This window comes from Micromonospora vulcania (assembly GCF_042658605.1).
Classification (GTDB): Bacteria; Actinomycetota; Actinomycetes; order Mycobacteriales; family Micromonosporaceae; genus Micromonospora; species Micromonospora vulcania.
In genome coordinates this window covers 85,251-104,884 of sequence record NZ_JBHSQS010000018.1, presented here as the reverse complement: position 1 = coordinate 104,884, position 19,634 = coordinate 85,251, and the positions used below count along the sequence as shown (strand labels likewise).

General features: G+C 70.5%; 10 protein-coding genes and 1 pseudogene. 6 read left to right on the top strand and 5 right to left on the bottom strand.

Features of this window, described 5'->3' with window-relative positions; translation table 11 throughout:
- Nucleotides 1-899: 899 nt before the first annotated feature.
- The 3 genes from ACFQGL_RS24955 (at nt 900) to ACFQGL_RS24945 (ending at nt 3,397) form a co-directional block, all read left to right on the top strand.
- Nucleotides 900-2,561 (top strand): sodium:solute symporter family protein, encoded by a 1,662-nt coding sequence (locus tag ACFQGL_RS24955; protein WP_377514846.1) that lies wholly within the window; start codon nt 900-902, stop codon nt 2,559-2,561.
- A gap of 16 nt (nt 2,562-2,577) precedes the next feature.
- The gene (locus ACFQGL_RS24950; RefSeq protein WP_377514839.1) at nt 2,578-2,886 is read left to right on the top strand and encodes a hypothetical protein; all 309 of its coding nucleotides are present in this window, start codon (nt 2,578-2,580) and stop codon (nt 2,884-2,886) included.
- Between the two features lie 124 nt (nt 2,887-3,010).
- Nucleotides 3,011-3,397: a hypothetical protein gene (locus ACFQGL_RS24945; protein ID WP_377514837.1), complete on the top strand. Its 387-nt coding sequence runs from the start codon at nt 3,011-3,013 to the stop codon at nt 3,395-3,397.
- A 119-nt stretch (nt 3,398-3,516) separates the two neighbouring features.
- Here the strand turns inward: ACFQGL_RS24945 and ACFQGL_RS24940 are convergent, their stop codons facing one another.
- Nucleotides 3,517-5,271, bottom strand: coding sequence for a glycoside hydrolase family 6 protein (locus ACFQGL_RS24940; protein WP_377514836.1), 1,755 nt, complete (start codon nt 5,269-5,271; stop codon nt 3,517-3,519).
- A 649-nt stretch (nt 5,272-5,920) separates the two neighbouring features.
- Here ACFQGL_RS24940 and ACFQGL_RS24935 point away from each other — a divergent pair.
- Both ACFQGL_RS24935 and ACFQGL_RS24930 read left to right on the top strand, forming a co-directional pair.
- Nucleotides 5,921-7,108: a hypothetical protein gene (locus tag ACFQGL_RS24935; RefSeq protein ID WP_377514834.1), complete on the top strand. Its 1,188-nt coding sequence runs from the start codon at nt 5,921-5,923 to the stop codon at nt 7,106-7,108.
- 1 nt (nt 7,109) lies between these two features.
- Nucleotides 7,110-7,808, top strand: a complete 699-nt coding sequence (locus ACFQGL_RS24930) for a class F sortase (protein WP_377514832.1) — start codon at nt 7,110-7,112, stop codon at nt 7,806-7,808.
- 70 nt (nt 7,809-7,878) lie between these two features.
- Here ACFQGL_RS24930 and ACFQGL_RS24925 read toward each other — a convergent pair whose 3' ends face one another.
- A complete protein-coding gene (locus ACFQGL_RS24925; protein WP_377514831.1) occupies nt 7,879-12,969 on the bottom strand; it encodes an NAD-glutamate dehydrogenase in 5,091 nt (1,696 codons plus the stop codon).
- Between the two features lie 288 nt (nt 12,970-13,257).
- On the opposite strand from ACFQGL_RS24925, the gene ACFQGL_RS24920 reads away from it, so the two are divergent.
- Nucleotides 13,258-15,225 (top strand): penicillin-binding transpeptidase domain-containing protein, encoded by a 1,968-nt coding sequence (locus ACFQGL_RS24920; protein ID WP_377514830.1) that lies wholly within the window; start codon nt 13,258-13,260, stop codon nt 15,223-15,225.
- A gap of 273 nt (nt 15,226-15,498) precedes the next feature.
- Here the strand turns inward: ACFQGL_RS24920 and ACFQGL_RS24915 are convergent.
- From ACFQGL_RS24915 to ACFQGL_RS24905, 3 genes and pseudogenes are all read right to left on the bottom strand, one after another.
- Nucleotides 15,499-16,665, bottom strand: a pseudogene (locus ACFQGL_RS24915) (arginase family protein); the annotation flags it as partial.
- Between the two features lie 66 nt (nt 16,666-16,731).
- On the bottom strand, nt 16,732-17,664 hold the full coding sequence (locus tag ACFQGL_RS24910; RefSeq protein WP_377514829.1) for a tetratricopeptide repeat protein: 933 nt from the start codon (nt 17,662-17,664) through the stop codon (nt 16,732-16,734).
- Between the two features lie 224 nt (nt 17,665-17,888).
- Nucleotides 17,889-19,577 carry an acyl-CoA mutase large subunit family protein gene (locus ACFQGL_RS24905; protein WP_377514828.1) on the bottom strand — a complete coding sequence of 563 codons (1,689 nt, stop codon included), beginning with the start codon at nt 19,575-19,577 and terminating at the stop codon, nt 17,889-17,891.
- Nucleotides 19,578-19,634 lie beyond the last annotated feature (57 nt).

Sequence of the window (19,634 nt, the reverse complement as noted above, 5' to 3'; positions counted from 1 at the left end):
ACAGCATGCTCTTACGAATGATCGTGGTCATGGGGGTAGCTCCTTCGGGGGTAGAGACACCCGCAACCGTTCCGGGGAACAGCACCTGCGGATGTGAGCACCTCGTCCGGCGCATCAAGAAGGGGGGAAAGTCTGGGGGTCGGCGGCCTCCGAGCGAAGGGCTCGTGGCACCGGGTTTCGGTCGGCGGCCTGCGAGCGGACGGCTCGTGGCGCCGGGTCCAGATGTAACGACCGCGGGCCGGGGATCATTCCGGGGCCGGCCCATCCGCTAGCAGCCTGTCCGCCGAGGCCGAGGGCCGGAGGCGGGTCGCTCGGGGGCGGCCGGTGGTGCTGCGATCGTCAGGGTATGTAACGCCGCCCGGCCAGCCCCGATTCCAGCCCACGAGTGCACCCGCTCACAGGGACACACCACCCATACCGGGCATCGGCGGGGCAGGCCACCCCCCGTTCCGGGGTTAGGCCGGACGGCAGGCCGACGATCCACACGAGGTCACTGATACCGCGCTATCCGGACGCCTGGGACACCCCAACAACATCACTGATCCCGAGTCGATCACACAGCTGCAGCCGACACACAAAGGGCGGGCACCGAACGCAAAGGGCGCGAAACGCCCATAGCACCACCAGACCCCAGGCGCGGTGGCCCTACCCCACCCCTCCCCGCCCACAGCCCCGTCGATCTAGGGCATATCGTCGCTAGTTGATCTACAAAAGCGACGATATGCCCTAGATCGACGCGATGGGGGGGCCAGTGAGCACTCACACGCCGTCCAGCCCGGGCGAGCGCGTCCGACGGGCCCCGAACACGCCCGGACCGGGCGGGGAGGCGTGAAAACGCTCGTCCCGGGTAATAGGGCGCGCGCGACCGAAACGGGACGGCGGGATGAGGGGTGACGGGGATGGACGGCGGCGGCGGTCTTCGGCTCAACATGAACGGCCTGGACTACCTCATCCTGGCGCTGTACTTCATCACCGTCCTCGGGGTCGGCTTCGCCGCCCGCCGCGCGATCCGGACCAGCGTCGACTTCTTCCTCTCCGGCCGGTCCCTGCCAGCCTGGGTGACCGGGCTCGCCTTCGTCTCGGCGAACCTGGGCGCGTTGGAGATCATCGGAATGGCCGCGAACGGCGCCCAGTACGGCGTGATGACGGTCCACTACTACTGGATCGGCGCGGTGCCGGCGATGGTCTTCCTGGGCATCGTGATGATGCCGTTCTATTACGGCTCCAAGGTCCGGAGCGTGCCGGAATACCTACGGTTGCGCTTCAACCGCCCCACCCACCTGCTGAACGCGCTCAGCTTCGCCGTCGCCCAGGTGCTGATCGCCGGGGTCAACCTGTACGCGCTGGCCCTGGTGATGCAGGCGCTGCTGGGCTGGCCGCTCTGGACCGCGATCGTGGTCGGCGCGGCGATCGTGCTGGCGTACATCACCATCGGCGGTCTGTCCGGGGCGATCTACAACGAGGTGCTCCAGTTCTTCGTCATCCTGGCCGGCCTCATCCCGGTCACCGTGATCGGCCTGGTCAAGGTCGGCGGGGTGAACGGTCTGATGGACGCGGTACGCGACTCCAAGCTCGGCGAGGCCGGACTGCACGCCTGGCAGGACACCGGCGGCACCGCCAACCCGCTCGGCGCGCAGTGGCTGGGCATCGTCTTCGGCCTCGGCTTCGTGCTCTCCTTCGGCTACTGGACGACGAACTTCGCCGAGGTGCAGCGGGCGCTGTCGGCGAAGAACATGAGCGCCGCCCGGCGTACGCCGATCATCGCCGCGTACCCGAAGCTGTTCATCCCCCTGGTCACGGTGATCCCCGGCCTGGTGGCCCTGGTCACCGTGAAGGGGCTCGGCGCGGACACGGGCGACCTGCAGTACAACAACGCGATCCCGCTGCTGATGCGCGACCTGCTGCCCAACGGCGTGCTCGGGGTGGCCGTCACCGGTCTGCTCGCCTCGTTCATGGCCGGCATGGCGGCAAACGTGAGCGGTTTCAACACCGTCTTCACGTACGACATCTGGCAGGCGTACATCCGCCGCGACCGGCCGGACGACTACTACGTGCGGGTCGGTCGGTGGGCCACGGTCGCCGCCGTGGTGATCGGCATCGGTACGGCGTTCATCGCGGCCGGGTTCAGCAACATCATGAACTACATCCAGGCGCTCTTCTCGGTCTTCAACGCGCCGCTCTTCGCCACCTTCATCATCGGCATGTTCTGGAAGCGGATGAGCGCGCTGGCCGGCTTCTGGTCGCTGCTGCTGGGAACCCTGGTGTCGCTCAGTCTCTATCTGCTCTACAAGGGCGGCGTCATCGACTTCAACTCCGACCTGGAGGAGAGCTTCTGGGGCGCCGGTCTCGCATTCGTCACTGCGATAGTGGTCGCCGCGATCATCACCCCGCTCACCGCACCCAAGCGCGACGAGGAGCTGCGCGGCCTGGTGTACGGCATAGGCGGCGTCGACCTGAAGGGCGACGTGATCGCCGGAGACGCCGCCTGGTACCGCTCCCCGGTGCTGCTCGGCGTGATCGCGGTCGCGCTCGCCGCCCTCTTCTACATCCCGGTCTTCTAGGAAAGGGGTTCGGCAGATGGACAACCACGGCCAGCCGGCACAGGACCCGCTGATCGACGAGACGCAGGCCGAGCAGCGCCGTTCCGCCGCCGCCCGCCTGTTCGACATCCGCCGGGTGATCGGTGGGCTTTTCGTGGCGTACGGGATCATCGTGACGTTGATCGGCGTCTTCGACAGCCGGGCCGAGATCGACAAGGCCCAGGGCGTCCGGATCAACCTGTGGGCCGGGCTGGTGATGCTCGTCTTCGGCCTGCTCATGCTGCTCTGGCAGTGGCTGCGCCCGGCGGAACCGCCGGCCCCCAACGAGAAGCAGCCCGACAGCTGACCCGCCGCCGGGCCGGCTCGGTGCGTGGACGCCGTGGTCGGGTGGGCGGAGCGCCGTGCATGGCCGCCGCCGCACGGGGTACGCGAGGGGACAAGGCACCGTGTCGGACACAGGAGGCACAACCATGACCGATCGCGATCGCCGACCCCCGCTGGAGGAGACCTCGGAGGTGGCCTCGGCGGTGGACGATGACAGCACCGTCTCGCAGCTGAGAGGCGGAGGCGGCCCGGACCGGGACACGCCGACCTTCGCCGAGCCCCGCGACCGGCCGGCCGACCTCGCTCCGGACACCGACGACGTGATCGCCGATCCGTACGCGGCGGGCACCGGCGCGACCGGGACGGGCACCGGGGCTGGCGGGGACAACATCCGCACCGGGGCGGAGCAGCCCTGGGAGCCGGAGGACCTGGTGATGGCCCGTGGGCAGGACCTCACCCCGGAGAACCTGGACAAGGCCCGCCGCGACCTGGCCGAGCAGGGCCGGGCGGCGATCGAGCGCACCGTGCCCTGACCTGGGCGCACGAGGGGGTCCCCGGCCCGACTGCGACGGTCGGACCGGGGACCGGGGAAACCTGCCGCCGGCAGTGCCTCACCTACTGCCGGCGGCGGGTGGGTGCGGGAGCTACCCGGTCAGAGCGCCGGGTACGCGTTGCGCATCAGCTCCTGGAACTGGGCGGAGAACCACGCACCCGAGATGGGCGCGTTGGGCAACGCACCGCTGAGGCTGTTGCCGTTGCGGGCGTTGCCGGTGTACGTCGGGTCGCACATCCGGTCGAAGCCCTTGCCCTCGTCGTTCTCGATCAGCTCGCTGGAGCCGTCCGACTCGCCCGGGGGCTTCACCCAGACGTACGCGTCGATGCCCGCCTCGGGCGCTGCCGTGGGCCGCTCGCCGAGGCCCGCGCCGGACTGGTTGCACCAGTTGCCGGCGTGGATCCGGCGGTCGATCCGACCGCCGTTGACGTAGGTGTCGACGTTGGTCGTCGCGCCCGGCCCGGTGGGCCGAGCGGAGCCACCCCAGCCGTTGCGGGAGGTGTCGATCAGCATGCCGATGTTGCTGTCGAAGCCGACCGAGACCAGCTTCTGCCGGAACGCCTGGGCGAACGACAGCTCGTCGACGTAGAAGTTCCAGTCGATCCACTTGGACTGCCGCACCGACTGACCGTTCACCGAGTCAGTGATCCTGACGTACGGCTCGCGGAGCGCGGAGTAGTTCGCCGTGTTGACGATGAACCCGTGCACGTTCGCCACCGTGCTGCCGGAGGCGACCGCGGCGCTCTTGAGCATGTCGGCGGTGGGGCCGAAGTTGCTGTCCCAGCCGATCCAGCCGTGGTGCGCGGCGTCGATGTAGTTGTAGACGTTGCCGATCGCGCCGAGCTTGGCCAGGGCGTAGCCGACGCCGTTGACGTACGCGCCGTTGGCCTTGACCGTGTCGCACATCGCGGTACCGCCGGGTTGGCCGGAGGTGTTGGTCACCAGGTTCGGCAGTGAGTCGATCTCGATGATGTTGATGATCCGCAGGTTCCGGTATTTCGAGTCGGACTGGATCGCGGCGATCGGGTCGATGTACTCGGACTTGTACCTGGGCAGTTCGTTCGGACCCAGCTCACCGTTGGACGCGAGCGCGGCACAGTCCCGACCCGGCAGGTTGTAGATCACGAACTGGATGTAGCCGGCGCCCTGGCGCAGCGCCTCGTCCAGGTGGTCCCGTACTCCGAAGGCGCCGTTGGAGCTGCTTCCGGTGGTGCCATTGATCGCGGCGATCCGGTCCAGCCAGACGGCGGTCGGGTTGTTGGAGACCCGGCTGCCGCCCGGCTCGGCGTCGGCCTTGGCCTTCCACTCCGGGTTCACGTACCCCCGCACCCCGGCGTACGGGTTGTTCACCTTGCTACCCGCCGGCGGCGGGTCGGTGGGCGGCGGATCGGTCGGCGGCGGATCGGTGGGCGGCGGAGTCGTGGTGCCACCGGTGCAGGCCACACCGTTGAGGGTGAACGACGCCGGCTTCGGGTTGCTGCCGCTCCAGGCGCCGTTGAAGCCGAAGCTGGTGGACGCGCCGGTGGCGAGACTGCCGTTGTACGACAGGTTGCGCGCGGTCACCTGACTGCCGGTCTGGCTGATCTCGGCGGACCAGCCCTGCTGCACCCGCTGGCTGGAGTTGGGGAAGGTCCAGCCCAGCGTCCAGCCGTTGATCGGGTCACCGAGGTTCTTGATGGTGATGTTCGCGGTGAAGCCGCCGGGCCAGTCGTTCGTCGAGTAGGCGACGTCGCACTGCGTCGCTGCCTGCGCCGCGGTGACCGGTATCGTCACCAACCCGCCGGCGACCAGGACGCCGGCGCCGGCGAGCGCGAGGGCCCGGCGTTGGCCGGACAGCCTTCTCCACACATTCATGCCACTGATCTCCTTGGGCGAGACCGGGCCACGTGCGGCCCGGCGAGACGGCCCGGTGGGCGTCCTACACGGACGGCCGCCGGCGCCAACGGGATGTTCGGGGGTGCCCGACCCGGCCGGGCGATGGTGGTGGTGGTGCGCGACCGGCAGGCCGGTCGGTGGGGCGGCGGGATGTCGTCCGGCGAACCGGATGCCCTCGACTCCCTGCCTGCGCGGTGTGGCTCCCCGAACCGCGTGCGCCGATTCTTGCATGGGAGCGCTTCCATGGCAATGCCTCGATGCCTGCGCCGCGGTGCCGGCACCTCAATTCCATGATCGACGGGACTCGGCCTCGACCTCGGCCTCGGTCGAGGCGGACGTTGCCGCCGACTCCGCCCGAGCGGCGTGAGCGAGAGCGAGAGCACCGCTACCGGATGAGTCTGGCGAGGGATGCATGGCGAGCCGAGAACACCCTGGGCCGCCCGCAACGCCCTGGCACGCCTGAGACCGCGCTCCGAGCGGCGAAAGCCGCGTAGCACCCCTTTGCCGCTTACTACCAGCAAAGGTCAAAACACGAATCTTTCACTTGATAGTTCGTGAAAAGGTCTAACGTCGGTCTTAGCTCGGTTGTCGCCGGGCTCAGGACAACAGGGATGGAGTGACGCAGGTCATGGCTAAGAAGATGCTCGGGAAGGTCGTTGCGGGCGCCGCGCTCGGCGGTGCCTCGCTCCTGGTGTTCTCGCCGGGGATCGCGTTCGCCGACGGACATCACGACGACGGCAAGGTCTATGCCAAGCCGCACGTCGTCAAGGCCGGCGAAGAGGTCAAGCTCCTCGAGATCTGCCCGGATCGGCAGGAGCACGCCTACGTGTGGTCCAAGGTCACCGGCAAGGTCAACCTCAAGCCCGTCCGTGAGGACCGTGGCGAGGACCGCGGCGAGTGGAACGAGGACGAGGACTCCTACGACCACGAAGACAAGGGCAAGGACGAGAACGGCAAGGACGACGACAAGAACAAGGACGACAAGGGCAAGGACGACAAGGGCGACAAGGACGACAAGGGCAAGGACGAGAGCGGCAAGCACGAGGACGACAAGGGCAAGGGCGACAAGGGCGACAAGGGCGACAAGGGCGAGGACGGCAAGGACAAGCCGCAGCAGCCCGGTGATGGTGGCCAGGGCGGCGGCGCTGCGGCCGACGCCTACGGCGACGAGGACAGCAAGGACTGGAAGGGCGACGAGCACGGCCAGGACGCCGAGTCCAGGGACGAAGGCAAGAAGGACGAAGGCAAGAAGGACGAGGACAAGAAGGACTGGGAGTCCAAGGACGAGGACGAGTACGGCTCGGACGAGCGCGACTCGGACAAGGGCTGGGAGTCCAAGGGCCGCGAGGACGAGTACGGCTCGGACCACGAGTACGGCTCCGACGAGTACGGCTCGGACAACGAGTACGGCTCCGACGAGTACGGCTCGGACAAGGGCTGGGAGTCCAAGGGCCACGAGGACGAGTACGGCTCGGACAAGGGCTGGGAGTCCAAGGACCGTGACGAGTACGGCTCCGACGAGGGCGACGACTACGGCAAGGACGAGGACCGCTGGGAGAACAAGCGGGACTTCGTCTACTACGGCGAGGCCAAGGTCGACAAGGACGCCCGCCCGGGTCGCTACGAGCTCAAGGGCTCGTGCGGCGAGGGTGAGCTGGTCGTCCTGCCGCACGGCGGGGTCGACGGTGGCGACGGTGGCGCCAGCACCGGCACCGACCGTGGCCTGGCAACCGGCGGGGCGAGCCTGCTCGGCGCTGCCGCGCTGGGCGGGATCGTGCTGATGCGTCGTCGGCGGACCGATGGTTCGCTCGTCTGACGTGACGACGACACGGGCCGGCGGCCGTCACGGGAGACCGTGGCGTGCCGCCGGCGCGGCCGTCGTCGTCGCCATCGCCATGGCCGGCGCCGGCATGATCGGCGCCGCGTTCAAGACCACGCCCGCTCCCCGACCGCCGCAGCCGCTGGCCCAGGCCGGGCCCGAGGTCACCGGGCCGGCGGACTTCACCGCTCCGCCGGTCGACGGGCAACCCACCGGGCAGGGGGACGTCCCGGCCGGGCTGGAGCGTTCCGCGCCGACCAGCATCGAGATCCCCCGGATCGGCGTCGACGCGACGATCATGTCGCTGGGCACCAACCCGGACGGCACCGTCCAGGTCCCCCCGCTGGAGCAGGCCGATCAGGCCGGCTGGTACGAGCCGGGCGCCAGCCCCGGCGAGACCGGCAACGCGGTGATCGTCGGGCACGTGGACTCGGCGAAGCTCGGCCCGGCCGTCTTCTTCGATCTCGGCGCCCTCGTTCCCGGCGACACGATCAACGTCCGACGGGCGGACGGCCAACCGGTCGCCTTCCGGGTCGACTCGGTGCAGTCGTACCCGAAGACGTCCTTCCCCACCGATCTCGTGTACGGGCCAAACGACCGGCCCGGCCTGCGGGTGGTCACCTGCGGCGGCCAGTTCGACCAGGTCGCCAAGAGCTACCCGGACAACGTGGTGGTCTTCGCCACCCTGGCGGAGTGACTCGCGAGCACGGACGGTCCGGCCGGTCGGGGGTCACCCCGACCGGCCGGACCGCATCCGGCGTACCGAATCAGGCGGCGGCGGAGGTCCGCACCAGGGTGCGGATCTGGCGCAGCAACACGGACAGTGCGGCGAGATCCGCCCGGGATTCGTCGAACTCGCCCATCGCCCGCTGGGCCCGGTGGATCGAGGTGGCGTTCGACTGCTCCCACTGCTGAACCCGCTCGTTCGGCGGCAGCTCGTCCGGGGTGGAGTCGAGCACCTCGGCGGTGAGCGCGGCCAGCGCGGCGTACAGGTCGTAGCGCAGCGCCATCCGGGCCAGCGTCTGCCAGCGGTCCTCCCGCGGCAGCAGGGAGATCTTCGACAGCAGCGAGTCGACCCGGAACAGGTCGGAGAGCACGAAGTAGACCGAGGCCACCTCGCCGACGTCCCGCCCACTGCGGGTCGCGGTCTCCACCACGTCGAGCAGACCGAAGCTGTACATCAGCCGGGTCGCCCGCTCGGCCAGCTCCCGGGGCAGGCCACGGTCGGTCGACGAGTCGATGTGCGCCGCGATGGCCTGCCGCTCGTCGCCGTAGAACAGCTCCTCCAGCCCCGGCAACAGCCGGGCCACGCCGTCGCGCAGCCGGGCGATCTCGGTCGGCACGTCGATCGGCGAGCGCCGGTTGGTCACCAGCCACCGCACCGCGCGGTCGAGCAGCCGGCGAGTGTCCAGGTAGACGCTGGTCTGCAGCTCCGGAGAGACCTTGTTGTCCAGGGCCTCCACCTCGTCCCACAGCTCACGCAGCCCGAACACCTCGCGGACCACCACGTACGCCCGGATCACGTCGGCCGCGCTGGCCGCGGTCTCCTCGACCACCCGGAAGACGAACGAGATGCCGCCCCGGTTGATGGCCTCGTTGACCAGCACGGTGGTGACGATGTCGCGACGCAGCCGGTGCTGACCCATCCGGTCGGCGAACCGCTCGCGCATCGGCGTCGGGAAGTAGTTGACCAGGACCTCGGTCGTCCACTCCTCGTCGGCCAGCCCCTCGGTGAGGATCTCCCGCTCCAGGACGATCTTCACGTACGCGAGCAGCACGGCGAACTCCGGCGCGGTCAGCCCGGACTCACTCCGGACCGCCAGCTCCTTGTCCGGCGGCAGCGCCTCCAGCGCCCGGTCAAGTGCACCGGAACGCTCCAGCTCGTTGATCATCCGACGGTGCACCGGGAGCAGCGAGGACGCCTGGGCCTGGGCATTGTTGATCGCCCGGGCCTGGTCGTAGTTGTCCCGGAGCACCAGCTCGGCGACCTCGTCGGTCATCCCGGCCAGCAGCTCGTCCCGGTCCTTGGTGGTCAGCTCACCATCGCCGACAGCGGTGTTCAGCAGGATCTTGATGTTCACCTCGTGGTCGGAGGTGTCCACCCCGGCCGCGTTGTCGATGAAGTCGGTGTAGATCCGACCACCGGTCAACGCGTACTCGATCCGGCCGAGCTGCGTCCAGCCCAGGTTGCCGCCCTCGCCGGCTACCCGGCAGCGCAGGCTGCGCCCGTCCACCCGGATCGCGTCGTTGGACTTGTCGCCGACCTCGGCGTTGGTCTGGCTGGACGCCTTGACGTAGGTGCCGATGCCGCCGTTCCAGAACAGGTCCACCGGCGCGGTGACGATCGCCTTCATCAGCTCCTGTGGCGAGAGCTGCGTGACGCCGTCCTCCAGGCCGATCGCCGCCCGGACCTGCGGCGTGATCGGGATGGACTTGGCCGTACGCGGGAAGATGCCGCCGCCGGCCGAGATCAGCTCCGGGTTGTAGTCCTCCCACGAGGAGCGGGTCAGGTCGAACAGCCGCCGCCGCTCCACGTACGAGGAGGCCGCGTCCGGAGTCGGGTCGAGGAAGATGTGCCGGTGGTCGAACGCGGCCACCAGCCGGATGTGCTCGGAGAGCAGCATCCCGTTGCCGAACACGTCGCCGGACATGTCGCCGACGCCGACCACGGTGAAGTCCTGGGTCTGGGTGTCCAGGCCCATCTCCCGGAAGTGCCGCTTGACCGACTCCCAGGCACCTCGTGCGGTGATGCCCATCTTCTTGTGGTCGTACCCGGCCGAGCCGCCGGAGGCGAACGCGTCGCCCAACCAGAAGGTGTGCGCCGTGGAGATCTCGTTGGCGATGTCGGAGAACGTCGCGGTGCCCTTGTCCGCGGCCACCACCAGGTACGGGTCGTCACCGTCGTGCCGCACGACGTCCTCGGGCGGCACGATCTGCCCGCTGACGATGTTGTCGGTGACGTCCAGCATCGCGCCGACGAACTCCTGGTAGCAGGCGACCGCCTCGTCCCGGTCGCCCGGCTTCTGCTTCAGCACGAAGCCGCCCTTGGCGCCCACCGGCACGATCACGGTGTTCTTCACCATCTGTGCCTTGACCAGGCCGAGCACCTCGGTGCGGAAGTCCTCCCGACGGTCGGACCAGCGCAGCCCGCCCCGGGCCACCGGCCCGAACCGCAGGTGCACGCCCTCGAACCGGGGCGAGTAGACGAAGATCTCGAACTTCGGCCGGGGCGCGGGCAGGTCCGGGATCGCCTGCGGGTCGAGCTTGAAGGCCACGTACGCCTTCGGACGCCCGTCGGCACGCTTCTGGTAGAAGCTGGTCCGCAGGGTGGCCTCGATCAACGTCAGGTACGAGCGCAGGATCCGGTCCTGGTCGAGGCTCGCCACCTCGTCCAGCGCACCCCGGATCGTCTCGACCAGCTCACCGCTGCGCTGCTGACGCTGCTCGGTGCTCTGCGCACCCGGCGCGAACCGGGTCTCGAAGAGTTCCACCAGCAGTGCCGCGATCTTCGGGTACGCGACGAAGGTCTGCTCCATGTAGTCCTGCGAGAAGACCGTGCCGGCCTGTCGCAGGTACTTCGCGTACGCCCGCAGCACCACCACCTGACGCCAGGTCAGCCCGCCGCGCAGCACCAGCTCGTTGAACCGGTCCACCTCGGCCTCACCGCGCCAGGCCGCCGCGAACGCGTTCTCCACGTGCGGGCGTACCTCGGCCAGCTCCTGGTGCCCCTCGGGCAGCCGCAGGCCGAAGTCGTACAGGTAGACCCGGCCGTCGATCCGGTCCACCTCGTACGGGTGCTCGTCGACCACCCGGACACCGAGCGAGTGCAGCACCGGCAGCACGGCGGAGAGCATCATCGGCTCGCCGTACCGGTAGACCTTGAACCGGACGTCCATCGCCTCGGCCAGATCCGCGCCGGGCACCCGGGTGCCCGGTCGGGGCGCGTGCTGCTTGCGGAACAGGTGCATCTCGAGCTGACCGGACTCCTCCAGCAGCTCCAGCTTGGCCAGGTCCTTCATCGCCTCGTACGGCGTGTGCCCGTCCTTGTAGCCCTCCGGGAACGCGTCGGCGTACCGGGTGAACAGGTGCTTGGCCTGCTCGTCGCCGAGCTTGCGCTCCAGCACCAGCCGGTAGTCGTCGTCCCAGAGCCGGGTCGCGTCGGCCAACTCCTCGGCCAGCAGGTCGGCGTCGATGTCGCCGGGCGGCCGGGTCGGGTCGGTGCGGACGATGAAGTGCACCCGAGCGAGCATCGACTCGGTGACCCGGGTGGTGTAGTCCACCCCGACACCGTTCAGCTCGCGCAGCAGGATGTCCTGCATCCGCAGCCGGTTCTGCGTGGTGAACCGGTCCCGGGGCAGGTAGATCAGGCAGGAGATGAACCGCCCGTACGCGTCGCGCCGCAGGAAGACCCGGAGCTGCCGGCGACCGGCCATCCGCAGCACGCCGATCACCGCGTGGTAGAGGTCGTCGGTCTTGATCTGGAACAGCTCGTCGCGCGGGTAGGTCTCCAGGATCTGGATCAGATCCTTGCCGGAGTGGCTGCGCCGGCTCAGGCCGGAGCGGTCCAGCACCTCGGCCACCTTGCGGCGTACCACCGGCAGCTCACGCACGCTGGTCCGGTATGCCGCCGTGGAGAACAGGCCCAGGAAGCGCCGCTCGCCGATCACCTCGCCGGCCTCGTTGAAGACCTTGAAACCCAGATAGTCCAGGTACGCCGAGCGGTGCACGGTCGCCCGCGAGTTGGCCTTGGTGATGATGAGCAGGCGCTTCTCCAGCACCTTCTCGTGCGCCTCGGGCGTCATCGACGCCAACGAACGGGCCTCCGGCGAATCCGACCGCAGGATGCCCAGACCGGTGCCGAGCACCGCCTCCAGGGCCTTGCCGTCGACCGGGCCCGTGCCGTCCGCGCCGTCCCCGGCGGGCACGTCCACCAGCCGGTACTCGCGGTAGCCGAGGAAGGTGAAGTGGTCCTGGGAGAGCCAGCGCAGCAGCTCGACCGAGTCGGTGATGTCCTTCTCCGGCACCGGCGGACGGTTGTCCGAGGTGCGGGCGGAGGCCAGCTCGTCGGCGAGCGCGAGCGCCCGCTGGCGCATCTTCGGCCAGTCCTCGACCGCCTCACGCACGTCGGTGAGCACCCGCTGCAGCTCGCGGCGCAGCCGGTCCCGCTCGGCCGCGTCCCGGACCGGGTCGATCTCGATCCGCATCCAGCTCTCGATGATGTCGCCGGCGATCGCGTCGTCCGGCTCCACGTCCGCGGAGACCTCGCTGAGCAGGCCCAGCGGCTCCCGCCGGACGACCACCAACGGGTGCACCAGCAGGTGCACATCCAGGTGGTACGAGTTGAGCAGCGCGGTCACCGAGTCGACCAGGAACGGCATGTCGTCGGTGACGATCTCGACGACGGTGTGGTGCTGGTCGGCGTGCGGCTCGTGGATCCGCAGCTTCAGCTCCCCCGGCACCCGCTGCTGGGCGAGATCCCGGTGTGCGCGGGCCGCGTCGAGCATCTCCTCGGCGGTGAAGCCGATCAGCTCCTCGTCGGGGGCGAAGCGCCAGAAGCGGCCGACCAGGGTCGCCGCGTCGTGGTCGTCCCCGGCGAGCGCGACGGCCTGGGCCACCAGCCGTTCCGCGTTGGGCACCGGTTCGTCGAGCTCGGCGTCCTCCACATCGTCGACCAACGCCTCTGTCGGCAGGCCCAGATCGTAGATGGTGTCGATACTCGACCCGGTCAGCCCTGTCACTCCCGTGTCGAGTCGGCCGTAGCCGTCCCCGTCGGTCGCGGAATCGAAGCTGTCGTCGTCCCGGCCGGAGTCATCCTGCCGGAGGTCGGGTTCCGGTTTGATCGCCGGACGCCGGTCCATCGGTGCCACTCCCCTCGACCCACCGCGTTGTGGGTCACTCTGACGCCCAGCCTAGGCCCTACCGGTCTGCGCCTTCGTCGGCGGACCACTGGCCGGACGTCCGGATCGGGACTTTGTCCTTTCACCCGTTGCGGGTACGAGGTTGGCCGGTTGCGGGATACCCGGCCCGCGATGTTCATCACACCGGCGCGGGCCCGGCTTTCCGCTCTTCGCAGCGCACACGGGACGATGGGGACACCGTTCGCGTACTAGCGTGCAGGAGAGTCCGCGACCGGAAGGGCCCGCTCCATGCACCTGCCGTACCCCACGCATCACCGGCCGAACCGCGCTCGCCGGCGAATCGCCGCTCTCGCCGCGACCTTGCTCGCGGCCGGCGCCCTGGCCGCCTGCGGGGGCGACGACGGGCCGCAGCGCAGTGTCGACGCCTTCCTCACCGGCTGGCGCAAGGGCAACCTCCAGGCCGTCGGCCTGGTCGACGCGACCGGTGCCAAGCTGCCGGCGGGCCAGGTGATGCAGGAGATCAAGGATCTCTCCGGCGAACTGGCGGCCACCCCGCCCACGCTGACCCGCAAGGGTGAGCCGAAGATCACCAAGGACACGGCCGTCGCGACCGTGCGGGTGGAGTGGAACCTGCCCGACAAGACCCGCTGGGCGTACGACCGGCAGGTCCGGCTCGCCCAGGGCGACGACGACCAGTGGCAGGTGATCTGGGAGCCCGAGGTGGTGCAGGAGCAACTCGTCGACGGTGACCACCTCGGGCTGCGCCGCGTCAGCGCGCCCCGGGGCGCTCTGTTGGACGCCGCCGGGCAGCCGATCGTGGCGCCCCGCCCGGTGGTCCGGGTGGGCGTGCAGCCCAGCCAGGTCACCGACATCAAGAAGCTGGTCAAGGACCTCGACGCGGCCTTCAAGGCGATCCGCCCGACGCTGGTCCCCGCCGTCGACCTGACCGACCTGCCGCAGCGGGTGTCCAAGGCCGATCCGAACGTGTTCGTCGAGGTGGTGTCGCTGCGCGAGGAGGCGTACAAGCAGATCAAGCCCCGGATCTACGACCTGCCCGGCACCAAGTTCCAGTCCGACACGCTCGACCTGGCACCGACCCGGGAATTCGCCCGGGCGCTGCTCGGCACTGTCGACTCGGCGCAGGCCGACGACCTGGAGGCGCACCCCGACCTGTACGCCACCGGCGACCTGGTCGGTCATGGCGGGCTGCAGGGCCGCTACGAGGATCGGCTGCGCGGCGTACCCGGGGTGGTCGTGGTGATCAAGCGTTCCGGCCAGGGCGGCACGCTGGAGCCCACCGGCACCGAGCTGTTCCGCCGCGACCCGCAGCCCGGCCAGGCGCTCAAGACCACGCTCGACGTGGCCGCCCAGAACGCGGCCGACGGCGCACTACGCGCGGAGCCGCACCGGTCCGCGCTGGTGGCCGTACGGGTCAGCGACGGCGCGGTGCTCGCCGCGGCGAACGGACCCGGGCCGACCGGGGAGAACCTGGCGTTCACCGCGCAGGTGCCGCCGGGCTCCACGTTCAAGATGGTCAGCGCGCTGGGCCTGCTCGACAAGGGCGCGGTCAGCCTGGACGGCCCGGTCAACTGCCCGAAGACGTTCACCACCGACGGCCGCTCCTTCAAGAACTCCGACAACTTCGCGCTCGGCTCGGTGCCGTTCCGCACCGACTTCGCCAAGTCCTGCAACACCGCGTTCGCGGCGCTGGCCCCCAAGCTGGGCGCTGACGGGCTGGCGGTCGCCGGCCGCTCGCTGGGCCTGGAGGGGCAGTGGGACCTCGGCATCGACGCCTTCACCGGCAAGGTGTCGACCGGCGGCAGCCCCGCCGAGCAGGCAGCCGCCTCGTTCGGGCAGGGCACCACGCTGGTGAGCCCGCTGGCGATGGCCGGTGCCACCGCTGCGGTCGTCCGGGGCCGATTCGAGCAGCCGAAGCTGCTGCTCGACCCAGTGCCGGCCAAGCCCGCGGCGGCCGGCGAGCAGCTCAAGCCGGAGTCGGTCGAGGCGCTGCGCACCATGATGCGCGAGGTGGTCACCTCGGGCACCGGCAGCGCGCTCAAGGACGTGCCGGGCGGTGCGGTGTACGGCAAGACCGGCACCGCCGAGTTCGACAACAACCCGGCCCACACGCACGCCTGGTTCGTCGGCTGGCGGGGTGACGTGGCGTTCGCCGTGTTCGTGGAGAAGGGCGGGGCCAGCACGGCCTCGGCCGTCCCGATCGCCGAGCGCTTCCTCCGCGCCCTCCCAACCCCCTGACCCGGAGCGCCCCTCGCTCGCACTGGTGATCAAGAGGTTTGCGTCAAGAACCGGCTCAGGCCTGACGCGAAACTCTTGATCACCGGGGCGGGTTGGGCGTGGGGGGGTGGGGGGCTAGGCGGTGTCTGCTTCGTTGGGGTCTGGTGACGCTCGGCGCAGGAGGCCTGGGCCCGCTGAGGCGGGCGGGCCTACCGGCTCCCGGTCCACCGCGGCAGGGCCGACGGCCGGCTCCGAGTGGACCGGGCCGAGGATGCCCAGCGGCTCCGGCTCGGGCGGGGCCAGGGCACCGAGGGGCAGCCGGCTCGCCAGGTCGGTGCCGACCCGGTCGGCCGGGCGCACGGTGGAGGTGTCGGCGGCGGGTACGCCGGCACCGATCGAGGGCGCGGCGTCATCCGCGTACCGCGCCTCGTCGATGGGCGCGGGTCGGGGGCCGTCGGGTCGCCCGGGGGCACGCGTGGGCCGGCCGTTGCCGCGTCGTGGGGCCGGGGTCGGGCGGGCCGACAGCAGCCGAGGCGGCACCGCCTCCGGGGCGGTGACCGGCGCCAGCCCGGCGACCACGGTGTTGACGATCTCGGCGGCGTAAGAGCCGTCCGGGTCGTAGTCGGGGTCGAAGACGGTCAGCTCGACACCGAGGCAGTGCGGGGTGTCGACCAGGCCGGCGAGCAGGATCTCCAGCTCGGCGAAGGCGATCCCGCCCGGGTCCGGCGCGTCCACGGCGGGCATCACCGCCGGGTCGAGCACGTCGACGTCGATGTGCACCCAGTAGCCCGCGCAGTCGGCGAGTTGCTCGTGCGCCCACTGGGCCGTCCGGGCCGCGCCCTCGGCACGCAGCGCCGGCACCGGCCGGGTGACGATCCCGGCCGCCTGGAGGTCGAGCCGGTACTCGTCCTGCGCCCGGATGCCGAGCACCACCACGTCGATGTCACGGAAGTAGGGTCGGCGCCCCTCCAGCGCGGCCAGGTCGGCCTGCCCACGCCCGGTGACCAGGGCGAGGTCCTCGCCGGCCGCCGCACCCACGTAGGAGGCGTTGCCGGGGTGCCGGAAGTCGGAGTGCCCGTCCACGAAGACCAGCCCGATCCGCCCGCCGACCGCCTCGCCGAGCCGGTGCATGGCCAGCGCCGAGCCGAGCAGCACCGAGCAGTCGCCGCCGAGCACCACCGGGAACTCGCCCCGATCGATGATCGAACCGACCCGCTCGGCGAGCGCCAGCGAGTAGTCCGCGATCTCCCGGGCGTGGCAGACCCCGTCGCCGGGCCGCCAGTCGCCCGGGTCGTACCGGGGTGGGGTGAGGCAGCCGGCGTCGCGGGCCCGCAGCCGGGCCAGCAGGTCGTGGTCGCGCAGCGCGCCCGGTGCCTTGGCGCAGCCCGGCACCGACGTGGACGTCGGCGGCCGTAGACCGAGATTTGTCGGCGCGTCGAGGACGGCGATCCGGCGCATCATGAGCTCCCGTCCTCGGTGGTCGGGCGGGCCGGCCGGAACGCCGGCCCGCGCTGGCGTGCTACGAACTCAGAACAGTGCGCTGGCCAGGGCCCGCCGTGCCGAGGCGACCGCCGGATCGTCCGGGCCGGCGATGGTGAACAGCGAGACCAGGTGCTGGCGTACCGTCTCCCGGTCCTCGCCGGCGGTGCGCCGGACCAGACCGACCAGCCGCGCGTACGCCTGCTCGGCCTGGCCGCTGAGCACCTCGACGTCGGCGGCCAGCAACTGGGCCGCCACGTCGTCGGGAGCGCTCTCGGCGGCGGCCAGCGCGGCGGCCGGGTCGGCGCCGGCCACCCGGCGGGCAACCCCGACCTGGGCCAGGCCCGCCTCGGCCGCGGCGTCCGCCGGCGCGTCGGCGAGGATCTTCCGGTACGCCCGCTCGGCGGCATCCAGATCGCCGCTCATCAGCGCGTCGTCGGCCTCGTCGAGGCGGGGGTCCTCCGGCTCGGCGACGGCCACGCCGCCGGCCTTGAGGACGGCCTGAATCCACTGTCGCAACTGCGCCTCGGGCACCACACCGGAGAACGCGTCCACCGGCTGACCGCCGACCACCGCGTAGACCATCGGGATGCCCTGGACCCGGAACATCTGGGCGATCCGCGGATTTTCCTGCACGTCGACCCGGGCCAGCACCCACGCGCCGTTACCCTCGGCGGCCAGCCGCTCCAGCACCGGCGCGAACTCGTCGCTCTCCGGGAAGCCGGCCGCGCCGAAGAAGACCACGACGGGCAGCGCCAACGACCGTTCGAGAACATCGGCCTGGATGGTCGCCTCGGTGACGTCGACGATGGCGGCGTTACCACCGGCGGCGGGTGTGCCGGGGGTGCCGGGCGTGCCGGCGGACGGGCCGCCCTGCGGGGGTGTGCCGGGACGGGTACTGGCTGGTGCGGGGCCGCGCAGCGTGCTGAGGTCGACCGCGCCGCGGGTGAAGATCGACGAGGTGATCCGTGGGTCGCTCATGGTTACCTAGTCTCGCACGTGAGCCCGGAATCCCGGCTCACCCGCAACCCCGACGTTGCAACTCTCACCGTCCCCACCCCGCCCCACCCCGAACGTCCCGCGATCATGCACTTTCTACCGGCAAGATGCGGTATTTGCGGCATCTATCCGGGCGGCAACTACATGATCGACATGGGGTGGGGCCGGGGGTGGGGGCGGGGCCGGGGTGGGGGGTGGGGGTGGGGTTAGAAGCGGGCGGGCTCGCGGTAGGTGCCCCATTCGGCGCGCAGGGCGTCGCAGATCTCGCCGAGGGTGGCTTCGGCACGGACGGCGTCGAGCATGGCGGGGATCATGTTCCCGTCGGTACGACTGACCTCGACCATCCGGGCCACCGCCGCACGGACCGCGGCCTTGTCCCGCGCGCCCTTGCGCTCGGCGAGCACCCGGCGCTGCTCCAGCTCCACCTCGTGCGAGATGCGCAGGATCTCCAGCTCCTTGGCGACCGTACCGGTGTGGCAGTTGACCCCGACGATCTTCTTGTCGCCCTTCTCCAGCGCCTGCTGGTAGACGAAGGCCGACTCGGCGATGTGCCCGGTGAACCAGCCGTCCTCGATGCCGCGCAGGATGCCGGAGGTCATCGGGCCGATCTGGTGCGGGCCCTCCCCGCCGAGCTGCCGGATCCGGGCGAAGATCTCCTCGGCCTCGGCCTCGATCTTGTCGGTCAACGCCTCCACGTACCAGGAGCCGCCGAGCGGATCGGCCACGTTGACCACACCGGTCTCCTCCATCAGCACCTGCTGGGTACGCAGGGCGATCTCGGCGGACTCGTCGGTCGGCAGCGCCAGGGTCTCGTCCAGCGCGTTGGTGTGCAGCGAGTTGGTGCCGCCGAGCACCGCCGCGAGGGCCTCGACGGCGGTACGCACCACGTTGTTGACCGGCTGCTGGGCGGTCAGCGACACGCCGGCGGTCTGTGTGTGGAACCGCAGCCACAGGGCCTTCTCGCTGGTCGCGCCATAGACGTCACGCAGCCAGCGGGCCCAGATCCGGCGGGCGGCGCGGAACTTGGCGATCTCCTCGAAGAAGTCCAGGTGCGAGTCGAAGAAGAAGCTCAGCCCGGGGGCGAACACGTTCACGTCCAGCCCGCGCGAGAGCCCCAGCTCCACGTACCCGAAACCGTCGGCCAGGGTGTACGCCAACTCCTGCGCGGCGGTCGAGCCGGCCTCGCGGATGTGGTAGCCGGAGACCGACAGCGGCTTGTAGCGCGGGATCTCCTGGGCGCAGTACTCCATCAGGTCGCCGATCAGGCGCAGGTGCGGCTCGGGGTCGAAGAGCCACTCCTTCTGCGCGATGTACTCCTTGAAGATGTCGGTCTGCAGGGTGCCGTCCAGGGTCGACAGGTCGACGCCCTCCCGCTCGGCGGCGACCAGGTACATGCAGAACACCGGCACGGCCGGGCCGGAGATGGTCATCGAGGTGGTGACGCCGGCCAGGTCGATGCCCTCGAAGAGCGCCTGCATGTCGGTGGCGGTGTCGATGGCGACGCCGCAGTGACCAACCTCGCCGAGCGCCTGCGGGTCGTCCGAGTCGCGGCCCATCAGGGTCGGCATGTCGAACGCGACCGACAGGCCGCCGCCGCCGGCACCGAGGATCATCTTGTAGCGCTCGTTGGTCTGCTGGGCGTTGCCGAAGCCGGCGAACTGCCGGATCGTCCAGGTCCGCCCGCGATAGCCGGTCGGGTGCAGACCCCGGGTGTACGGGTACTCGCCCGGCCAGCCGATCCGCTCGAAGCCCGGGTAGGCGGTGCCCTCCGGCGGCCCGTAGACCGGGTCGACGGGCATGCCGGAGAGCGTGGTGAAGTCCGCGTCCCGCTTGCGCGCGGCGTCGTACCGGGCCTGCCAGCGCGCCCGTCCGGCGGCGATCTCGTCGGCGTCCATGGGCAGGGCTCCTCCTAGGTCCTCGACTGCACGTCGAGTGTAGAGCCCACTCCTGAA